The sequence below is a fragment of the Clostridium sp. CMCC3677 genome (genome assembly GCF_023845585.1).
Classification (GTDB): domain Bacteria; phylum Bacillota; class Clostridia; order Clostridiales; family Clostridiaceae; genus Clostridium; species Clostridium aquiflavi.
The window spans coordinates 15,620-28,246 of sequence record NZ_JAMQHS010000001.1 but is presented as its reverse complement, the minus strand read 5'-3'; the positions used below and the strand labels follow the sequence as shown (position 1 = coordinate 28,246).

Here is a 12,627-nt window from a genome sequence, read left to right as displayed (position 1 = left end):
TGTTATACAAATTTCTTAAATATAAAAATTCTATTATATTTAATCCATTTGTATATCTTTAAAGCCTTCTCCCAAGACTTCATGCACTTCTCCAACTGCTATAAATGCCTTTGAATCTGTCTCCTGTATAAATCTTTTTAATTTTATAAACTGATTTCTACTTAATACAGCATACAAAACTGTTGAATTATCTCCAGTAAAACCGCCTATTCCTTTTAAAAAAGTACAGCCTCTACCTAATACATCCATTATATATTTGCTAATTTCATCATTTTTTTGACTAATAATTATTACTTGTTTACATATATTGAATCCTTCTATAAAGTTATCTACAAGAATTCCTAATATTATTACACTAAGCATTGAATATAGACCTATATCTATTCCAAATACTAAAGCTGCTGCAAACGTAATAATAAAATCTACTATAAGCAATGACTTTCCTATATCTAAATTTAAAAATTTATTTAACATTTTAGCTAATATATCAGTTCCTCCAGTAGATGAGTTTTGATTAAAAACTAATGCCATACCGAAAGCTGCTATTATTGTTCCAAATATTGTTGCTATTATAAGATCGTTTGTTATAGCAACTGGACTAAAGAATTTCTCTACAATCCACATTATTATTGATAATCCTAAACTTGCATATATTGTTTTAACCCCAAAATCACCATTTATAAATATAAATGACAAAACTAATAATATAGTATTTAATATAAAAGTTATTCCTCCAACTGAAATATTAGGTGCAAATTCATTTATTATAATACCTATTCCAGTTATTCCACCACCAGCAAGTTTATTAGGTATAAAAAAATACTCATTTCCTAATGCAACTAGTATTATACCTATTGTCATTATTCCATATTCTCTTATTAAACTTCTCATAATCATTCCCCCTATTTATAAATATATATCTATATTTCCACTATTGCCTTTTATTATTCAAAGTATGTAATAACTCCTCTATATTTTCCCATTATTTTTTTACAATATCAATATTCTTTTTGCTAAATAAATTTCTACTTTACTATTTTAAATCTAATTTGACTATATCTAAAATTTTATACTTATTATTAAACATTTTTAGCCTAAAAAATCACATACTTTACTTATATCAAAGAAATAAAAATAAGGTAGCAATAAATAAAAATATTGCTACCTTAATAATTAAAATTAATTATCTCTTAATTGATACTGCTTTTTTAACTTTTTCAACTATTTTCTCAGTTGTTAATCCATATGCTTTTAATAATTGTTCTGGCTTTCCACTTTCACCAAATGTATCTTCAATTCCAACTTTTAATACTGGAACTGGCATTTCTTCACATAATACTTCTGATACAGCAGAACCTAATCCACCAATTATGCTATGTTCTTCAGCAGTAACAATAGCACCTGTTTCTTTTGCTGCTTTTATTAATAATTCTGAATCTATAGGTTTTATAGTATGAATATTAATAACTCTTGCATCTATTCCATCTTTAGCTAATTCTTCTTTAGCTTCTAATGCTAATTTAACCATTATTCCTGTTGCTACTATAGTAACATCATTTCCATTTGCTAATGTTACACCTTTTCCTATTTCAAACTTATAGTCAGCATTGTCATTTACATTTTCAACTGCTAATCTACCAAGTCTTACATAACAAGGTCCCTTATATTCTGATACAGCTAAAATAGCTGCTTCAGTTTCAATTGCATCTGCTGGATTTATTACTGTCATATTAGGGATACTTCTCATTAATGAAATATCTTCAACTGATTGATGAGATGCTCCATCTTCTCCTACTGTTAATCCTGCATGTGTTGCACAAACTTTAACATTAAGTTTTGGATAACAAATTGAATTTCTAATTTGTTCAAATGCTCTACCTGCTGCAAACATTGCAAATGTACTAACAAATGGAACTTTTCCACAAGTTGAAAGACCTGATGCAACTCCCATCATATTAGCTTCTGCTATTCCCATATTTATAAATCTTTCTGGTGCAGCTGCTTTAAAATCTGCTGTTTTAGTTGACTTTGATAAATCTGCATCTAATACTACAACATCTTTATTCATGTTTGAAAGTTTTACTAATGCTTTACCATAAGCTTCTCTAGTTGCTATTTTATTACCCATTAGTTTTCCCCTCCAATTTCTTTTAATGCTTGATCACGTTGTTCTACGCTTGGTGCTGCTCCATGCCATCCTGCTTGGTTTTCCATGAATGAAACACCCTTACCTTTTACTGTTTTACATACTATAACTGTTGGTTGTCCTTTTGTGTTTTTAGCTTTTTCGATTGCAGCTAAAATTTGATCATAATCATGACCATCTATTATTAAAGTATTCCATCCAAAAGCTTCAAATTTCTTATCAATTGGAGCTGGATTCATTACATCTGAAATATTTCCATCTATTTGTAGTCCATTATAATCTACAAATGCAGTTAAATTATCTAATTTATAGTGAGCTGCTGACATTGATGCTTCCCAAACTTGACCTTCTTCAAGTTCTCCATCACCTAATATAGTGTAAACTCTATAATTTTTATTATCTAATTTACCTGCTAATGCCATTCCAACAGCTGCTGAAATTCCTTGTCCTAATGAACCTGTTGACATATCAATTCCTGGTAAATCATTCATATTAGGATGTCCTTGTAATCTAGATCCTATCTTTCTTAAAGTATTTAATTCTTCTACATCAAAATAACCTTTTCTTGCTAATGCACTATATAAAGCTGGTGCAGCATGTCCTTTTGATAATACAAATCTATCTCTATCAGGATTCTTAGGATTTTTAGGATCTATGTTCATTTCATTAAAAAATAATACACTCATTATATCCGCTATTGATAAAGATCCACCCGGATGTCCTGATGCTGATTCAGTAAGCATAGTTACTATATCTTTTCTTATAAGCTTTGATATTTCTTGAAGCTTTTCTTTGTTATTATTCATACTATAATCCTCCTATGATTAAATTCCTCACCTAGAACATATTCTTTTCATTTTTCAACAGTTTTATTCTATCATGATTTATTATATTTGTATATATTAATAATTATATTGTATACGTTATTTTCTTATATTGTATACACTATTTATTAATATGCTATACTTTTTCCACTTCGATAACCCATAATAATTAATATATGCCATGAAATTTGTTTTTCATGGCATATACAACTTAAGGATTATCTTAAAAACAATATTTAAATTTGAAATTTTTTTATTGGCTCTGTTTTAAATATGTGTTGATATATACAGTAGGTAAAGTTCAATTACTCTATCCACTTTGCATATGCAGATATCAACACCCTACCTTAAAATATAATTTATGTATTTTAGATAATCGATTTATTATATAATGAGTTAAATGGTTATTAATTTAAATAGTGTTTAAAAATTTTATTAATTAGAATATACCTAAAGCTCCTAAAATAGCACCAGCACCTATAAGTATTCCCATTATTTTAATTGGAGAAACTCCTTTTTTAACCATTTGTAATACTATTAATGTCAAAGCAAACGGTATTAATCCTGGCATTAATTTATCTAAAAGATCTGTTTGTAAACTGAAATCAACTTCTCCCATATTAAAACTTATATTAGTTTTTAAATCAACAAATCTACCAACAAGACCACCCATTACAAGAGTACCAAGTACAGATGCAGTTTCAATTACTTTATTTATTTTTCCACCTTGTAATATTTGTTCCACAGCTTTTTTACCAAGGTTGTACCCACTCATCCATAAGCTAAATGATATACCACCCATTATAGCAAATTGTGATATTAAAAATATTATTGGTCCAGCAATATTTCCTGTATTAGTAATACCTATACATATTGCAAGCAAAATAGGTGTAATAATCCCTTGTGTTAATGTATCACCAACGCCTGCTAAAGGTCCCATTAATCCTGTTTTTATAGCATTAAATCCTTCATCACTTATTGGCTTACCATTAGATTTTTCTTCTTCCATAGCTATAGTTATACCATGAATTACAGATCCACAAATAGGTTCAGTATTAAAAAATGCTAAATGTCTTTGTACTGCTGATTTTCTATCCTCTTTATCTTTATATAACTTCTTTACTATTGGTAACATTGAATGTGCAAAGGATGTAGCTTGCATTCTTTCATAGTTATAATTTGATTGTGCAAACATAAACCATCTAATCCAAGATTTTATTACATCTCTTTTAGTTAAAGTTTTAATTTCATCATTTTCAACCGGCTTATTTGTAGGCATAACATTTAATTCTGACATATATAGTTCCTCCTCTCAAATTCCTTTTATGCATTAGAAGTAGAATTACTATTCTTTATAGCAGTTACAGTTAATGCGATTACCATTCCTATTATTGATATAATAACTATATCAAGCTTAAAGCAAACTGACATTATGATTCCTAATACAAAGAATGGCATTGTAAATGAGTTTCCTATTAATTTTAAGTTCATTGCAATACCTAATGCTGGTAACATTGCACCTATTACATTAAATACATGTAATACATTAGGACTTAGAACTTCTAATAGTCCTGATACTGCATTAGGTCCATAATATACAACTAATGCTGCAGGTATGAAGCTTAGTAAAAAAAGTGCTATTTGTGGCGGTATTACATTTATAAATCCGACGGCATCAATATTTCCTTTTTCAACTTCTTTATCTGCCCAGTGAACAAAGAATGAGTTGATTGTCATTTTTCCTATCCATAGAATTGTTGCAATAGTGCCAAGAGGAACTGCTATTGCCATTGCAGTTTCAATATCTAAATCTGAAATTATTGCAAGTGCAGTACCAACATATCCAGCAAAAGCAGGATCTCCCATTTGAGCTCCTCCTGCTGATATAAATCCTAAATAAATAACATTTATACCAGCTCCTATTAATGCACCTTCTAAAGGATGGCCTAATATTATTCCTGTTATAAATCCAGCTACTAAAGGTCTGTTAAATGTAAAGAATCCTGCATAAGTAAACCAAGGACTCCATGATATATAATAGAAAAATCCTATTAATACAGCTTGTAAAATTGTAACATTCATACTGATCCCTCCTATGTATAGTTAAAGTTTATTTGTTATATTTTATCTAATTGAATTTGCTTTGCATCAGGAACAATTTGCACAAAAACGTTTACACCTAATTCCTTAAGCTCTTTAAATGCTTCTTTTTCTTCATCTGAAACTGAAATATTCTTATAGAATTGTTTTCTACCTTGTTTTGCACCCATTCCTCCAAGATTCAATTCTTTTATTGCTACTCCAGCTTTTACAAGACTAAGAACAGGCATTGGAGTCTTAATTAAAACTATTACTCTTTCTCCGTCATCATCTTTATTTAAAGCATTAATAGCATCATTTACTCCGTATATTTCAACTTTAATTGAAGATGGTGCCGCTGATTTTAAAACCATTTCCATAAATGGATCTTGAGCTACTGCATCATCTACTACTATTATTTTAGTTGCCTTTGTAATTTTAGACCAAGCTGTTGCTACTTGACCATGTATTAATCTATCATCTATTCTTGTTAAAACAATATTTAACATATTTATCCTCTCCTTTTTAATTAATTACTCTTTTTTAATAATTCCATTTCTTTAAATAATTCTTTAATTCCTTTTGTTCCTGTTTCCACGCAATGATCAGTTAAATTATCTAAGTTATAAACTTCTCTCATTGTAATTGCTTCAAGTAATATTGGTAAATTAACACCTGTTATACATCTAAAGTTAATACTTGATAATTTACTTGAATTTAGAGCAACTACATTATAAGGACTCCCCCCCATAAGGTCTACTAATACTAAAACTCCATCACCATCTTCTAAAGATTGAACTGACTCCTTAACCTTATCACCTAACATTTCAACACTATCTCCATGTTGAAGTCCTAATGTTAATATTTTTTCTTGTTTTCCTACAATAAGTTCCGCACTCTTTACTATTTCTTCTGAAAATTTTCCATGAGTCACCAATAAAATTCCTATCATCTTGCCTTGACACCTCCTTAGTTTTTCTTATACTTATTTATTAAGCAAGTCCCTTGCCAAAAAATTAATATAATGTGTATCAAAAATAGTATTTTATAATAGATATCCCTTTAACCCTAGTAATGTTAACGTTTAAATAAACAAAAATCATATAATATTTCATAAAATAATTTTATTTAATGCTAAATAAATTAATTATATACATTTTAATTTAGTATCACTCTATGTGTATTAAATGTGTATTAAACGTGTATTAAAAAAAACTAAATGCAAATACACATTTAGTTTTTTATTTATATAAATACACATTTTTTTTACATTTCAGCTCTGTTTTAAATGTGTGTTGATATATGCAATAGGCCAAGTGGCATTGTAATTGGATTTTTAGAACACTTAATAAGTATTGTCAAATTTACTGCTTGTCTCAATTTTATATTGGGAACAAGCTGAAATGGGACTATACTTATTTTAGTGTTGTTAAGTGAGAGTCGGAATTTTATATTTCGCTCCTCGAACTTACTCAGCGACTATCAGAAGTCGAGTTTCCTTTTTTTACATTTTGTCCACTTTGCTTATGCATATATCAACACTTTGCTAAAACATAACTTTAATTTTTTGTTATATTAAAACTAATATCAACCATCTCAACTATGTATGCTAATTCTGAGTCCGGAATAGAAATCCCAAATATCTCTTCAACTAATTCAAAATTGTTTTTTATAATATTAAAAAGTTTATTCTTACTATTTTTTATTGTTAAAAATTTTTTATATGGTAAAGACTCATTTCTTATAACTCGTTCTATCATACAAGAACAATGAAATAAAAATTTTATATACAAGCTATCATCAATTTTATTACCACAATCTGTAGCTATTTTTTCTAAAACTTGATTTAATATTTCTGATGCTTTTTCAACATTTAAGAATGTAAGTGCCTCATCTAATAACTTTATAATATGTTTTTTCCAATTTATATTTTCATAATTACTTCCTATTTCCAAATTTCTTGAATCTATATTTTCTGTGTTTACTTTTACTCTACCTCCAATTAATGAGCTAACATTCTCTATATTATTCACTAATATATCCATATTTATATTTGAAGTCATAGCTTTTCTTGCTGCTTCAATAACCATAGGTGTACTAACCATTTTTATAGTTCTTGTTTCTATTCCTGTTTTTTCCGTAATCACATCTCCAAATGTTGCTAAAGATCCCATATCAACTAGTAGTAAAACTCCACTTCCTTTATTTATTTTACTAACTGTATTTATAGCTTTCTTTAAAGTGACCTCAACTTTTTCTTCTAATGGCATATCTAATGCATGTATACAATCATATCCTAAAAGCGTCTTTGCAACATCAACCATATTAGTTGCAGTTCCATGACCATGCGCAATTACTAAAACTTGAATATTTCCATGTTCTTTTTTAGTATTTACAGAACGCAAGAACATAGTTATAAATGCTAATTCATCATTAGGTATTTTAACAAAAAATTTTTCTTCTATTTTAGATTTTATTAATGTTGCAAGATTGTATTCTTGTTTATAATTTTTATAATTATCTTCAGATTTAGGGTATATAACTATGTTTCCTATTCTTAATCGTTCCAAAAGAGTTTCTATATGTAATGCCAAACTATACATTAATTTAGTATCTATATTCTTAATACAGTCATGTGAATCTTCTACAAATGATTCTTTAATAATCTCAACAATCTCTGGTGTTACTATTTTGGATAATACTTCTTTATCAAGTTCTAAGTCTTCAGATTTTTCTATAGATGCTGTATTATTAAATCTATATTGTATTTGATTAACTATATTTTCCCTAATCTGTTTTATAGATAATCCGTCTACATAAAACTTCTGAGCTTTTTGTAGCATTAAATCATAAAAATCTCCTTCAGTATTATAGTTGTCATACAATAATAATCCATTTAAATTGTCGTCTGATTCTTCGCTTGAACCATTAAATATTATAGATTCAAAATCATTTAAATCAAAATATTTAATTAGTTCTTGTCTTTTATCTTCAATTGTAAATAAACCTTCTTTAAATCTTTGAGAAATTTGAGATAACTTTACATATACATATTCATATTCTTCTGTAATATATTCAACAAATGCATTAGCACAAATAAGTTGAATATCATTCTTTAACTGACCGATATTACCAGGACATTTATAAAGTAGTAATACTTTTAATACTTCTTTAGATACTTTTAATGGAGCCTTAATTTTTACAGATTCATTTTTAAAAAATTGGCAAATAAGCTCCATTCGTTCCTTTAGTGAACGTTTACTTAAACTAGGCAGCTTGATTGTTACAGGAATTCTTCTTAAAAATGTTCCTAAAATAGCTGATTTAGGATTTTCTGTTGTTGCTGCTATAAATAATATGTTAGCTTTTCTTGCATTCTCAGATTCTCCTAATCTCCTATAACTTCCCCTATCCATTAATGAAAATAGCATTTCCTGTCCTTCCGGAGATAGACGATGTACCTCATCTAAAAATAATATTCCACCATTAGCTTGATCTACCAATCCTTTTTTTTCACAACTTGCACCAGTAAATGCTCCTTTTACATGTCCAAATAAATGTGAAAGTAAAAGCTGAGAATTTTCTGCATAATCTGCACAATTAAATATAATATATGGAGAATCCTTCGTAAGTTTTCCTGATTCTATTGCATATATATACATAGCTTCAGCAAATGTAGTTTTCCCAACACCTGTAGGTCCGATTAATAAAGTATGTAATCCATTAGGTGGATATAATATTGTTGCTTTTGCTTGCTTAATTTGTGATTTTAATGAATCTTCACTACCAATTATGCTTTTAAAAATAGTTTTTTTATATTTAGGTAGTTTTTCTTTATCTAATTCTCTAATATCTTTTATATTTTTAAACTCTTCATCTTTTTTCAAACTTATTTCATTTGTTAATATTTTACTTAATGAACTATATTGGGCTATTACTGATTCTTTTATAGTTATACCAAATTTTAGTTCTAAATAAATCTTATCTAGATATAATACTGGTTTGCCCTGAATTTTAACTGCCAGCTCTTCATTTACAAGACAATTTAATTCTTTACTCACATTATTTCTAGATATATTTAATTCTTTAGCTATGTAACTAGCTTCAAATCCTATTTTTTCTTCTAACGTTTCACTAAAATTTATAGTTTTAGTAAGATCTTTTAACTTTTTATATACTCGTTCTTTTCTACTAAATTTATCTTTTGGTTTATAATCATCAAACACTGAAACATCTCCTTTTTTATAAATTAGATATGTTTTAAATAAAAGAATCTTTAGCTAAAGTAAAAATTTAATTTATTATATAATAAAAGACACTTTCCTTAGTTTATATGCTATTACTATAGAAAGTGTCTCTGTATGCTTTAAAAGGATAGATTCACTCTATCCTTTTTTTAATTAAGATTTAGACTTATAATCAAAGATTTATTTACTTTCTTCATATCACAATCAGTCATATGTCCAATTTTTTCCTTTAATCTTCGTTTATCTAAAGTCCTTATTTGTTCTAATAATACAACTGAATCCCTATTTAAACCATACTCCTCTGAAGATATTTCAACATGAGTAGGTAGTTTAGCCTTGTTTATTTGTGATGTTATTGCTGCTACAATAACAGTAGGACTATATCTATTTCCTATATCGTTTTGTATTATAATAACGGGACGTATTCCGCCTTGTTCAGATCCTATAACAGGACTTAAATCAGCATAAAATATATCTCCTCTTTTTACTACCATAGTTGCCATTTCAAATAATCACTCTCCGCAAAGCCATATCTCATATTCATTAATATCACTTAATAGCTTTTCAACCCCATCTCTAGAAAGTTCCAAATTTAATTCTGCCATATCTTGATAACCCTTTATCATTGAGTATTCAAAATCGACTAAACTCATATCTTCAATCGTATCATCAATATATAATATTATTGAGTCGCTCATAAATTCACTCTTTTTTTTATTTGTACAAAATATATCGTAATTTTTTTTATTATCCTTAAAATGTGACATAATTTCTCCTCCATAGTAGTAAAAATCCTATGTATATATCTATTATATTGCAAATTATGTCAATTTGTCAAAAGAATTGTCCTTTTTTTGTTATATATTTTTTATTAAACTAAGAGTTTTATTTATTTATATTATTTGTAACAATTATTTACTTAAAACGTATGTATCTTTATGATACTTTCTATAAAATAATTTTAAGCTAATGTTATTTTGATATTAATATGGCTTAATTTTATTTAATTCCAATGTTTTTTACTTATTTAATTCTTAGGAAGAACATTAACTACAAAGATAATATAAAAATTTCAATTTTTATGTGGTTTCCATTCTTCCTTATCATCATAGGTTATCTTAAAAAACATATATTGATTAAAACAACTCATCACTTAAATTCTTTTCAATTTTAAAATCTTTATAAGTTATAATAACTCTTTCAATTCCGTTAATATCAAATATTTTTAATAATATAGGTGACTTTGTTTTTTTATCTATATAAAATTTTCCTTTTTCAAAATGTTTATTATTCATATCATACTTCAAATCAATTTCCAGGTAGTTTCCATCACCCCATTCTTTAACGTTTTCTTTTATTTCACCTAACATCTTATTAGATAAAATATTGTTTATTGATGCTAGTGGATAAATAACGTCCATATTCCCATCAAGTTTAAATTCATCACCTTGATAGTCCTTAACTTGTATTTCTCCGCTGTTATATACTTTTATTGTTTTGTTATCTTGTCCAAATTCAATTCTCAATCCTTTATTATCGCTATAATATTGTGTAGTTAATTCTTTAATTTCACCTCTTGAATTTTTAAATATATATTCTACGCCTGTACTATATTCTTTTATGTTCTTAACATAATTTAAAATGTCTTCATTAGTCGGAAGTAAAATATGTCTAAATAAAACTATCAATAGAATAGTGATAATTGGTATAAGTAATAAAGTAGATAAAAGCATTTTACTTTTAATTGTCTTTTTTTTCTTTTCCATTAATCCTCCAAAGCTTTATTAATACTTTATTACTATTATGAAAAGTTTTTTTATTTTATTCTTAATTAATTAAGAATGTTATTAATTTTTGTTGGTAAATTATTAATAATATCTCTTGCATTAACTATAAAAGAGTTTTGCGAAATTTCATCAGCCAATTTTCCATGTATATAAGTTCCTAAAACAGTTGCTTCTTCAATGTTTACTCCTTGAGATATTAGTCCAGTTATTATTCCTGTTAAGGCATCACCCATTCCACCTGATGCCATTTTGCTATTACCCGTTTCATTTATGTAAGTTTTATTATGAACACAAATTACTGTCTTATAACCCTTTAACAATAAATTTATTCTGTAATCCTTAAAAAATTTCTTTACTACGCTAATTCTATCATCTTCAACTTCACTAATTTTTATATCTAAAAATCTAGCTAATTCTCCTGGATGTGGTGTCATAATTGCTCTATTTTCTAAATATTTTAGTAATGACTTATTTTTTGACAATAATGTTATTGCGTCTGCATCAATGATTATTGGACAAGTTGTTTCCTTTACAACCTTTTCAAATAGTTGTTTCTCTTTTTCTCCAGTTCCAAGTCCTGGTCCAATGGCAATGACTTGAGCTCCTTTTAATAGCTCATTTAATTTTTCATCTTCTGTATTTAAAGTCATAGCCTCTATCAATTTATTAGATAATATAGGTTGTATTTCTTTAGGACAAACTAAAGTTACTAATCCAGCACCACTTCTAACTGTACATTCAGTAGTTATAAAGGCTGCCCCTGTAAACCCACTGCTACCTGCAATTATAATTGCTCTACCATAGTTTCCTTTATGTCCATAAATATTTCTTTTTGGGATTAACTTTTTATATTCAGGATCATCTAATATACAAATTCCATCATTATTTTGTTTTTTAATTTTTTGGGGAATACCTATATTTACAACTTTAATATTTCCTAAATATTCAATTGCTTTATAACTTAAGAATCCTTTTTTTATAACTTCAAATGTATACGTATAATTTGCTCTTATTGAAATTCCTTTTGGTACTCCCTCATCACAATCTAAGCCAGATGGAACATCTACTGATACAATTATATTTGAGTTAACATTAATTTCATCTATAATAGTTTTAAACAAACCTTTAAGATCCCTATTTAATCCAATACCAAAAATAGCATCAACTACGACATCAAATTTTTTAATATCGTTAACTAAATTAATATCTATATCTTCTTCTGATCTTATCTTTTTAATTTCTATGTTCTCTAGATTGGTTAATATTTTTAGATTTAATTTAAAATCATCACTATAATTTTCATTAACTCCAACAATATAAACTTTTACCTTCTTACCATTATTGAATAAATGTCTAGAAATCGCTAAACCATCTCCACCATTATTTCCTTGACCACATATTACAAGAAAACTATCACCCATATTATATATTTCCTTATATATTGATATAGCTGCATTTTCCATTAAAACAATACTAGGAATTCCTATTTCATTAATTGTTAGCTCATCAATTAGTTTACACTTTTTAGAAGACATAATTTCCAT

The 12,627-nt window shown here is 27.3% G+C and carries 12 protein-coding genes; all 12 read right to left on the bottom strand.

Annotated elements, in window-relative coordinates; genetic code table 11:
* Positions 1-39: 39 nt before the first annotated feature.
* The 12 genes from NG901_RS00145 to NG901_RS00090 all read right to left on the bottom strand — a co-directional run bounded on the left by NG901_RS00145 (position 40) and on the right by NG901_RS00090 (position 12,627).
* Positions 40-891, bottom strand: a complete 852-nt coding sequence (locus NG901_RS00145) for a YitT family protein (protein WP_252211625.1) — start codon at positions 889-891, stop codon at positions 40-42.
* 292 nt (positions 892-1,183) lie between these two features.
* Positions 1,184-2,128, bottom strand: coding sequence for a transketolase family protein (locus NG901_RS00140; protein ID WP_252211624.1), 945 nt, complete (start codon positions 2,126-2,128; stop codon positions 1,184-1,186).
* A complete protein-coding gene (locus NG901_RS00135; protein WP_252211623.1) occupies positions 2,128-2,952 on the bottom strand; it encodes a transketolase in 825 nt (274 codons plus the stop codon). Before NG901_RS00135 ends, NG901_RS00140 begins: the two co-directional genes overlap by 1 nt.
* A 457-nt stretch (positions 2,953-3,409) precedes the next feature.
* Complete coding sequence (locus NG901_RS00130) at positions 3,410-4,267, bottom strand: PTS system mannose/fructose/sorbose family transporter subunit IID (RefSeq protein ID WP_252211622.1); 858 nt, start codon at positions 4,265-4,267, stop codon at positions 3,410-3,412.
* Between the two features lie 26 nt (positions 4,268-4,293).
* The gene (locus NG901_RS00125; RefSeq protein ID WP_252211621.1) at positions 4,294-5,052 is read right to left on the bottom strand and encodes a PTS mannose/fructose/sorbose/N-acetylgalactosamine transporter subunit IIC; all 759 of its coding nucleotides are present in this window, start codon (positions 5,050-5,052) and stop codon (positions 4,294-4,296) included.
* Positions 5,053-5,087: 35 nt separating this feature from the next.
* Complete coding sequence (locus tag NG901_RS00120) at positions 5,088-5,558, bottom strand: PTS sugar transporter subunit IIB (protein WP_252211620.1); 471 nt, start codon at positions 5,556-5,558, stop codon at positions 5,088-5,090.
* Positions 5,559-5,578: 20 nt separating this feature from the next.
* Positions 5,579-6,001, bottom strand: a complete 423-nt coding sequence (locus NG901_RS00115) for a PTS sugar transporter subunit IIA (RefSeq protein ID WP_252211619.1) — start codon at positions 5,999-6,001, stop codon at positions 5,579-5,581.
* 607 nt (positions 6,002-6,608) lie between these two features.
* A complete protein-coding gene (locus tag NG901_RS00110) occupies positions 6,609-9,275 on the bottom strand; it encodes a sigma-54-dependent transcriptional regulator (RefSeq protein WP_252211618.1) in 2,667 nt (888 codons plus the stop codon).
* A gap of 170 nt (positions 9,276-9,445) precedes the next feature.
* A complete protein-coding gene (locus tag NG901_RS00105) occupies positions 9,446-9,799 on the bottom strand; it encodes a type II toxin-antitoxin system PemK/MazF family toxin (protein ID WP_286673916.1) in 354 nt (117 codons plus the stop codon).
* A gap of 9 nt (positions 9,800-9,808) precedes the next feature.
* Positions 9,809-10,063 (bottom strand): hypothetical protein, encoded by a 255-nt coding sequence (locus NG901_RS00100; protein ID WP_252211617.1) that lies wholly within the window; start codon positions 10,061-10,063, stop codon positions 9,809-9,811.
* A 369-nt stretch (positions 10,064-10,432) separates the two neighbouring features.
* A complete protein-coding gene (locus tag NG901_RS00095; RefSeq protein ID WP_252211616.1) occupies positions 10,433-11,062 on the bottom strand; it encodes a germination lipoprotein GerS-related protein in 630 nt (209 codons plus the stop codon).
* A 65-nt stretch (positions 11,063-11,127) separates the two neighbouring features.
* On the bottom strand, positions 11,128-12,627 hold the full coding sequence (locus tag NG901_RS00090; protein WP_252211615.1) for an NAD(P)H-hydrate dehydratase: 1,500 nt from the start codon (positions 12,625-12,627) through the stop codon (positions 11,128-11,130).

Excerpts from the sequence above, each read along its gene's own strand:
- NG901_RS00145 (WP_252211625.1), bottom strand. The coding sequence starts at position 891 with ATGAGAAGTTTAATAAGAGAATATGGAATAATGACAATAGGTATAATA.
- NG901_RS00140 (WP_252211624.1), bottom strand. The coding sequence starts at position 2,128 with ATGGGTAATAAAATAGCAACTAGAGAAGCTTATGGTAAAGCATTAGTA.
- NG901_RS00135 (WP_252211623.1), bottom strand. The coding sequence starts at position 2,952 with ATGAATAATAACAAAGAAAAGCTTCAAGAAATATCAAAGCTTATAAGA.
- NG901_RS00130 (WP_252211622.1), bottom strand. The coding sequence starts at position 4,267 with ATGTCAGAATTAAATGTTATGCCTACAAATAAGCCGGTTGAAAATGAT.
- NG901_RS00125 (WP_252211621.1), bottom strand. The coding sequence starts at position 5,052 with ATGAATGTTACAATTTTACAAGCTGTATTAATAGGATTTTTCTATTAT.
- NG901_RS00120 (WP_252211620.1), bottom strand. The coding sequence starts at position 5,558 with ATGTTAAATATTGTTTTAACAAGAATAGATGATAGATTAATACATGGT.
- NG901_RS00115 (WP_252211619.1), bottom strand. The coding sequence starts at position 6,001 with ATGATAGGAATTTTATTGGTGACTCATGGAAAATTTTCAGAAGAAATA.
- NG901_RS00105 (WP_286673916.1), bottom strand. The coding sequence starts at position 9,799 with ATGGCAACTATGGTAGTAAAAAGAGGAGATATATTTTATGCTGATTTA.
- NG901_RS00100 (WP_252211617.1), bottom strand. The coding sequence starts at position 10,063 with ATGTCACATTTTAAGGATAATAAAAAAAATTACGATATATTTTGTACA.
- NG901_RS00095 (WP_252211616.1), bottom strand. The coding sequence starts at position 11,062 with ATGGAAAAGAAAAAAAAGACAATTAAAAGTAAAATGCTTTTATCTACT.
- NG901_RS00090 (WP_252211615.1), bottom strand. The coding sequence starts at position 12,627 with ATGGAAATTATGTCTTCTAAAAAGTGTAAACTAATTGATGAGCTAACA.